Annotated in this window: 7 protein-coding genes; 6 read left to right on the top strand and 1 reads right to left on the bottom strand. The window is 68.7% G+C overall.

The features are described 5' to 3' along the window. Positions 1-101 precede the first annotated feature (101 nt). The 3 genes from pheS (at position 102) to ACFQEU_RS08745 (ending at position 3,885) form a co-directional block, all read left to right on the top strand. A complete protein-coding gene (pheS, locus tag ACFQEU_RS08755; RefSeq protein ID WP_379781262.1) occupies positions 102-1,640 on the top strand; it encodes a phenylalanine--tRNA ligase subunit alpha in 1,539 nt (512 codons plus the stop codon). Continuing rightward, a complete protein-coding gene (gene pheT, locus ACFQEU_RS08750) occupies positions 1,640-3,376 on the top strand; it encodes a phenylalanine--tRNA ligase subunit beta (RefSeq protein ID WP_379781260.1) in 1,737 nt (578 codons plus the stop codon). The genes pheS and pheT overlap by 1 nt, the downstream gene beginning before the upstream one ends. A gap of 89 nt (positions 3,377-3,465) precedes the next feature. Continuing rightward, complete coding sequence (locus ACFQEU_RS08745; RefSeq protein WP_379781258.1) at positions 3,466-3,885, top strand: hypothetical protein; 420 nt, start codon at positions 3,466-3,468, stop codon at positions 3,883-3,885. A gap of 81 nt (positions 3,886-3,966) precedes the next feature. On the opposite strand, the gene ACFQEU_RS08740 is transcribed toward ACFQEU_RS08745, so the two are convergent. Beyond that, the gene (locus ACFQEU_RS08740; protein WP_379781256.1) at positions 3,967-5,109 is read right to left on the bottom strand and encodes an aminopeptidase; all 1,143 of its coding nucleotides are present in this window, start codon (positions 5,107-5,109) and stop codon (positions 3,967-3,969) included. 246 nt (positions 5,110-5,355) lie between these two features. Between ACFQEU_RS08740 and ACFQEU_RS08735 the strand changes: the two genes are divergently transcribed. The 3 genes from ACFQEU_RS08735 to rplD all read left to right on the top strand — a co-directional run. Beyond that, positions 5,356-6,222, top strand: a complete 867-nt coding sequence (locus tag ACFQEU_RS08735) for a putative RNA uridine N3 methyltransferase (protein WP_379781254.1) — start codon at positions 5,356-5,358, stop codon at positions 6,220-6,222. 4 nt (positions 6,223-6,226) lie between these two features. Next, on the top strand, positions 6,227-7,243 hold the full coding sequence (locus ACFQEU_RS08730) for a 50S ribosomal protein L3 (protein WP_379781252.1): 1,017 nt from the start codon (positions 6,227-6,229) through the stop codon (positions 7,241-7,243). 3 nt (positions 7,244-7,246) lie between these two features. Further along, the coding region (gene rplD / locus ACFQEU_RS08725; protein WP_379781250.1) for a 50S ribosomal protein L4 at positions 7,247-7,499 on the top strand (253 nt) is incomplete at its 3' end.

Raw genomic sequence — 7,499 nt, 5'->3', positions numbered from 1 at the left:
GCGCGGCCCCGTCCGGCGGGAGCCGCGACGGCCGCCACGCATCGCGCCGGCAACGTGCCGGAACCGTTACCACGCAGCCACACACGTATCCACACAACCGAATGCGACTCCCGGAACGACAGCTCGCGGTCCTCGAAGCCGCGAGCGCGACGGACGAACGGACGATAGACGACCTCGCGGCCGAGACGGGGTTGAAACCCGAGACGGTCACCGGCGCGGCGTTCGACCTCCGCGACGAGGGCCTCGTCGAGGTATCGGAGACGACCGTCGATGTCGCGACCCTCTCCGACGAGGGGCGCGAATACCTCGACGAGAGTCTCCCCGAGACTCGCCTCTTCCGCGCCGCGCTCGACGCGGGCGCGGCGGACGACCCCGTCTCGATGGGCGAGGCAATCGGCCGTGCCGACCTCGCCGGCCCCGAGGTCGACATCGCGTTAGCGAACTTCCCGCGGAAAGGGTTCGGCTCGGTCGACTCGGGCGAGCTGACGATCGACCCGTCGGTCGATCCCGACGACGACCCCGAGGTGACGGCGCTGGCGGCGCTCGGCGACGACGCCAACGGCGATGTAGCCGACATCGATCTAGCCGACATCGACGTCGACGACGACGTCCTCGACCGACTCGCCTCGCGCGGGCTGGTCGAGATCACGGAACGGACCACCCGATCGGTCACGCTGACTGACGAGGGCGTCACGGCGCTGATGGAGGGCGTCGAGGCCGCGGAGACGGTCGGGCAGGTCACCCCGGAGCTGATCGCCAGCGGCGAGTGGCGCGACGTCGAGTTCAGCGAGTACGACGTGACCGCCGACGCCCCCGCGGTCGGCGGCGGTCGAAAGCACGTGCTTCGGCGGACCGCGGACCGGGTGAAGGACGTGCTCGTCGGGATGGGGTTTCAGGAGATGGAGGGCCCCCACGCCGACAGCGACTTCTGGATCAACGACTGCCTGTTCATGCCGCAGGACCACCCGGCTCGGACCCACTGGGACCGGTTCGCGCTCGACGTGCCGCCGATGGACGACATCCCCGAACAGCTCATCGAGCGGGTCGAGTCGGCGCATCGCGACGGGTACGGTGCGGACGGTGACGGCTACCACTCCCCGTGGTCCGAGGCGTTCGCTCGGGAGGTGGCGCTGCGCGGGCACACGACCTCGCTGTCGATGCGCTACCTCTCCGGGTACGCCGGCGCGGAGCTGGAGCCGCCACAGCGCTACTTCTCCGTCGAGAAGGTGTATCGGAACGACACGCTCGATCCGACCCACCTGCTGGAGTTCTTCCAGATAGAGGGGTGGGTGATGGCGGAGGATCTCTCCGTGCGTGACCTGATGGGGACGTTCGAGGAGTTCTACCGACAGTTCGGTATCACCGACATCCGGTTCAAGCCGCACTACAACCCCTACACCGAGCCTTCCTTCGAGCTGTTCGGGAAACACCCCGAGACCGGCGAGGAGATCGAGATCGGCAATTCCGGTATCTTCCGCGAGGAGGTGACCGGGCCGCTCGGCGTCGACTGCGACGTGATGGCGTGGGGACTCGCCTTGGAGCGGCTCGCAATGTTGACCACCGGCGCGGAGGACATCCGCGACCTCCACGGGACGCTGGCCGACATCGAGTTCCTACGGAACGCGGAGGTGAGCTACTGATGCCCGTCGTCGATGTCGATCCCGACGAGCTGCGGCAGCTCACCGGCCACACGGACACGGACGACGAGACGTTCAAGAACGATCTGTTCGGGCTCGGTCTGGAGTTCGAGGGGGAGACCGACGACGGCGACCTCCAGTTCGAGTTCGCGCCCGACCGGCTCGACCGGCTGAGCGTCGAGGGCGTGGCGCGGTCGCTCCGCTACCACTACGGCGACGACCGCGGCGTGTACGTCCCGGACACCAACGACGCCGAGTGGACGATCGAGGTCGACGAATCCGTCCCCGACGAGCGTCCCTACGTGACGGGTGCGGTGGTTCGCGGCGTCGATCTGGACGAAGCCGCTCTCGACTCGCTGATCCAACTCCAAGAGAAGCTCCACGCGACCATGGGTCGCGGTCGCGCGAAGGGCGCGATCGGGATCCACGACCTCGCGATGGTGAAGGGCGCGCCGCTGAAGGAGGGCGCGGAGCGGTCGATCACGTACCGCGGCGTCGACCCCGACGGCGACACGTTCGTTCCGCTCGACGCGAACGACGAGTTGAGTCCGGCGGCGGTCCTCGAAGAGCACGACACCGGCCGCAAGTACGCGGACCTCGTGCGCGAGTACGACCGCTACCCGGCGATCTACGACGAACTCGGGCTGTTCTCGTTCCCGCCGGTGATCAACGGGAAGCGGACGGAGGTGACGACCGGCTCCCGCGAGCTGTTCGTCGAGCTCACCGGCACCGACCAGTGGACGATCGACAAGATGTGTACGATCGTCTGTTACGCGCTCTCCGCACGGGGTGCGACGATAGAGGAGGTGGAGGTCGAGTACGCCGACGGCGCGGCCTATCCCGCGGAGTACGGCCCGGAGCTGCTCCGGCCGAACCTCGAGATCGACGAGAAGTCGGTGAGCCACGACCGGATCGAGACGCTGCTCGGCGTCGAGTTCGAGCCGGAGGACGTCGTCGACTGCTTCGAGCGCTCGGGGCTGGACGCGACGTACACCCTCGACGAGGACGTGGTGTACGACGTCGAGATCCCGCCGTACCGTGTCGACGTGCTCCACCCGCTCGACCTCGTCGACGACGTTGGTCGGGCGTACGGGTTCGGGAACCTGGAGCCGAGATACCCGGACATCGGTACCGTCGGCAGGCGTCACGAGCGGACACGACTGGAGGACGCCGTCCGGACGAGCCTCGTCGGCCTCGGCTTCGAGGACCTGTTGAATTTCCACATGACGAGCGGGGTCGAGAACTACGACCGGATGAACGTCGAGGCGGGGACCGATGTCCTCGGCGGCGGCGAGCCCGTGTCGATCACGGAGCCGTACAGCGAGGAGTACACCCAGCTGCGGACGTGGGCGCTCCCGTCGCTTCTGTTGCTGTTGGAGGGGAACACCCACAACGCCTACCCGCAGGACGTCTCGGAGATCGGCTTCGTCGCCGAGCGCGACGAGACGGAGAACACGAACGTCGCGGAGGCCCGCCACGTCGCCGGCGCGGTCGCCCGCCGCGACGCCTCCTACGAGGCGGCGAAGGGCCGTCTCCAGTCGGTGTGTGACGACTTCCGTGCCGACCTCTCGACGCCGCCCACGGACCACCCGTCGTTCATCGACGGCCGGGTCGCCGAGGTCGTGGTCGACGGCGACTCCGTCGGCGTCGTCGGCGAGCTCCACCCCGCGGTGCTCGTCGAACACGACCTGGAGGTGCCGGTGGCCGCCTTCGAGTTCGACCTCGACGCGCTGCGGTAGGTCGGGTTGTGGGCGGTCGGGTTGTGGGCGATCGAGCCGTTGGTCGCACCGGGGTCGAGTTTTTGTCGACCGCGCCGTGAACACCTCGTATGCCCCTCCACGCGATACCGACCCCGCTCCGCCACCGACGCCCGTCCGACGAGAGCGAGCTGTCCGCGTCCGAACGGGTCGCGTACGCGGTCGTCTGTGTCCTCTCGGGAGCGTACACGCTCCTCGTTGCCGCGGCCGCGTTGCTGACGGGGCCGGTCGTCGTCGACGCCGTCGTCCCCCATGGAACCGTGACGGCTGCCGTGTACGGCGGGTTCGGCGCTCTCGCGGTCGCCAGCGGCCTCGCGTTGTACCGTCGGTGGGTGTTCGGGTGGATCGGCGGGACCGTCGCGCTGACCGCCATCGTCGTATGGGGACTCGTTCTCGCCGCGGACGGTGCCGTCCACGGGCTGTTGACGGCGATCGCGCTCTCGCCGGCGCTATGGCGGCTCGCGGCCGATCGGCCGCGGGTCGGTTTATAAGGGTCGTCGAGGGTTCCGTCCGTGTTTATAAGCGTCGTCGAGCGCCTCGGAGAGCATTTATAAGCGGAGTCGGCCGCTCCGCTACGCCTCGAACCCGTCCTCCCACCGGAACGTGCCGTTCCGCTGGACGACCTCGCCGTCGACGGCCATGAACGAGTCCTCGCTCACGTCGGTTATCATGTCGACGTGGACCGCGCTGTCGTTCCCCGACTTCCCGTCCGGAAGGCAGGCGTCGTAGGCGCGGCCGACCGCCATGTGGACGGTGTCGCCCATCTTCTCGTCGAAGAGGATCGAGTCGGTGAACCGATCGATGCCGCGGTTCATGCCGATCCCGAGCTCTCCGAGGCGGCGCGCGCCCTCATCGGTATCGAGTACGCCCGCGAGCGCGCCCTCGCCCGCGCCCGCGGAGAAGTCCACGACCTCGCCCCCTTCGAACGTGAGGTGGACGTTCCGCACTCGGGTCGCGTCGATCGTCATCGGCACGTCGAAAAACGCCTCGCCCTCGGTGTCGTACGGGGCGGTGAACACCTCGCCGCTCGGCAGGTTATGCGAGTCGTACGCGACGGAGGCCGCGGAGTTGACGGCGGTTCGCCCCGCGATCGACATCGTGATATCGGTGTCGGGCGCGTCGTCGCGCTCGGTGACGATCCGCACCTCGCTGCCGGCGTCCAACACCTCCTTCATGTGGGACATCTCCGCGGCCAGCGACTCCCAGTCGCGCAGGACGGCGTCGTACACGAAGTCCTGATACTCCTCGTAGGCCATTCCCGCCTGCTGTGCGAGGCTGCGCGTGGGGTGAACTGTCGACACCCAGTCGGTGTCCATTCGGGCCTCGCGGACCTCTTTCCGGGCTTTGGCGTAGACTTGGCGGGTGCTGCTCGCGACATCGGCCGAGGCGGTGGTGTTGCGACCGCCCCCGATCCGGAGGTAGGCGTCTGCCGCCTCGAAGATCGCCCGATCGACGGCGGGGTCGTTGTCGAACTCGGGGACCTCGGCGTTATCGCCGTCGGCTCGTGTCTCGGCTCCTTTTAAATACGCGCGGCCGATCTCGTCGGAACCGTACAGCGTCGTGACGTTTACCCCGCGTTCGCCGAGCGCTTCGGCGACGGCGACGCCCAGCTCGTGGGCGTCCTCGGCGACGCTCACGACCACGTCGTCACCGGCTTCGACCCGCGCGCTCCAGTCGACGAGCAGCTCCGCGTGTTCCCTGACGCGTTCGTCCATACCGTCTCGTCTCGGGGACCCTTGAAAAAGGCGTCCTCGCCGGCCGGACCGGCCGCGACCCGGTCGGCCGACTGTGACACTCACCCGGGACTCACCCGACTACGAGCGCTCGCCCGGCCATCGGGGATCGGCGATCCGAACGACCCGTATCGCTCGCCAAGCGCCGTGTGAACGGTCCACAGCCCGGAAACCGGACCGCTATCCTTTTACGCCGTCGTCCGGAATCGGGTATACAGTCTCGCCACGATGCGCACCGAGGACGGAGTCACGATCTGTGTTCCGTCCTCGGTCGTCCGGGAAGCCGAGGACGACCGCGAGGCGACTCGCAAACTCGGCTACGTCGCCCGTGCGGCGGCGGTGTTCCGGGCGGACCGGCTCGTCGTCTTCCCCGACCGGGAAGGTGAACGCCGCCGGGGCGGGGAGTACGTCCGAACCGTGCTGGGGTACGCCGCGACGCCCCCGGCGCTCCGGAAGGAGCTCTGGGGGGAACGCGACGCGCTCCGGTACGCCGGCGTACTGCCGCCGCTCCGCGTGTCATGGCGGACCGGCTCGTCCCCCGACGGGGAAGAGTCGACAACACAGGGACTCGTGACCGAGGTCGGACCTGAAGGCCGCGTTCGGGTCAATTCCCCGCTGCGGGAACACCCGATCTCCCTGCTCGTCCCCTCCGGAATGGAGGTCGAGCGGGGGGAGCGCGTCACCATCAGGGTCTCTTCGAGAGAACCGGTCCGCGCCCGCATCACCGGAAAACCGGCGAACGGTTTTCAGGTCGTGGGAGCGGACCTTTCGGAAGCGCTCGGCGGCGACGGACTCGCCGTCGCGACGTCGCGGTACGGGGAGGAGCTCTCCGTCTCGCGACTGGGCGATATCGTCTCGGACGCGCGCGAAGCCGGCGGGTACACCGTCGCTTTCGGCGCGCCCGAACGGGGGCTTCCGGAGATGCTCGGGGTATCACCCGAGACAGTCCAGGCGGCCGTCGCCGACGGCCGCCGCGTCGAACCCGATCCGGGGTTCGACCTCTGGTTGAACACGATCCCGGCACAGGGCAGCGGGGTAGTCCGAACGGAGGAGGCTCTGTTCGCGACCCTCGGCTCGCTCACACTCACGGAGTAAACACATGCCACAACCAAGCCGACCACGAAAAGGCTCGCTGGGCTACGGCCCACGCACCCGCGCCGACAGCGAGGTGCCGCGCATCCGCTCGTGGCCAGACGACGATGGGGCCCCCGCACTGCAGGGGTTCGCCGGCTACAAAGCCGGGATGACCCACGTCATGATGGTCAACGACGAGGCGGACTCGCCCCGGGAGGGGATGGAGGAATCCGTCCCCGTCACGGTGGTGGAGACGCCGCCGATGCACGCCGTCGCCGTGCGAGCCTACGAACAGACGCCGTACGGACAGAAACCCGTCGCCGAGGTATGGGCCACCGAGTTCCACGAGGAGCTCGACCGCGCGCTCGACCTCCCGATGGAGGACACCTTCGAGACCGACGCCGCCGAGCTGCGCGAGCTGCTCGACGACGGCGTCGTCGACGACGTTCGTGCGATCACGCACACGTCGCCCTCGGAGCTCGCGAACGTCCCGAAGAAGAAACCCGACGTCATGGAGACGCGCGTCGGCGGCGGCTCCCTCGCGGAGCGCGCCGACTTCGCGCTCGAACTCGTCGAGGCGGGCGGCGCCCACGAGTTCGGCGACGTCTTCCGGGCCGGACAGTACACCGACGTCTCCGGCATCACGAAGGGGAAGGGGACGCAGGGTCCCGTCAAGCGATGGGGCGTTCAGAAACGGAAGGGGAAACACGCCCGTCAGGGATGGCGGCGTCGGATCGGTAACCTCGGTCCGTGGAACCCCTCCCGCGTCCGCTCCACCGTCCCCCAGCAGGGCCAGACCGGCTACCACCAGCGCACCGAGCTCAACAAGCGCCTCATCGACTTCGGCGAGGGCGACGACGCCTCCGTCGACGGCGGCTTCGTCAATTACGGCGAGGTCGACGGCGAGTACGCGCTCATCAAGGGCTCGCTGCCGGGGCCGGAACAGCGTCTGCTGCGGTTCCGCCCGGCCATCCGGCCGAACGACCAGCCGCGCCTCGACCCCGAGGTCCGGTACGTATCCACCGCATCCAACCAGGGATAACCAATGAACGCAACAGTACACGACCTGGACGGCGGGGACGCGGGCAGCATCGAGCTGCCGGCGATCTTCGACACCGCGTTCCGACCGGACCTCATCGGTCGCGCGGTCTCCGCCGCACAGGCTAACCGGAAACAGGCCTACGGTGCCGACGAGTTCGCCGGGCTGCGAACCCCCGCGGAGTCGTTCGGCTCCGGTCGCGGGCTCGCACACGTCCCGCGCTCCGAGAACGTCGCTCGCCGCGTCCCGCACGCCGTGT

Source organism: Halorubrum tibetense, from assembly GCF_042661865.1.
Lineage (GTDB): Archaea > Halobacteriota > Halobacteria > Halobacteriales > Haloferacaceae > Halorubrum > Halorubrum tibetense.
Note: the sequence above shows the minus strand (reverse complement) of the source record. Positions and strands in the feature narration are given on the sequence as shown.

Coding starts and splice junctions, on each gene's coding strand:
- pheS (WP_379781262.1), top strand. CDS start 102: ATGCGACTCCCGGAACGACAGCTCGCGGTCCTCGAAGCCGCGAGCGCG.
- ACFQEU_RS08745 (WP_379781258.1), top strand. CDS start 3,466: ATGCCCCTCCACGCGATACCGACCCCGCTCCGCCACCGACGCCCGTCC.
- ACFQEU_RS08735 (WP_379781254.1), top strand. CDS start 5,356: ATGCGCACCGAGGACGGAGTCACGATCTGTGTTCCGTCCTCGGTCGTC.
- ACFQEU_RS08740 (WP_379781256.1), bottom strand. CDS start 5,109: ATGGACGAACGCGTCAGGGAACACGCGGAGCTGCTCGTCGACTGGAGC.
- pheT (WP_379781260.1), top strand. CDS start 1,640: ATGCCCGTCGTCGATGTCGATCCCGACGAGCTGCGGCAGCTCACCGGC.
- ACFQEU_RS08730 (WP_379781252.1), top strand. CDS start 6,227: ATGCCACAACCAAGCCGACCACGAAAAGGCTCGCTGGGCTACGGCCCA.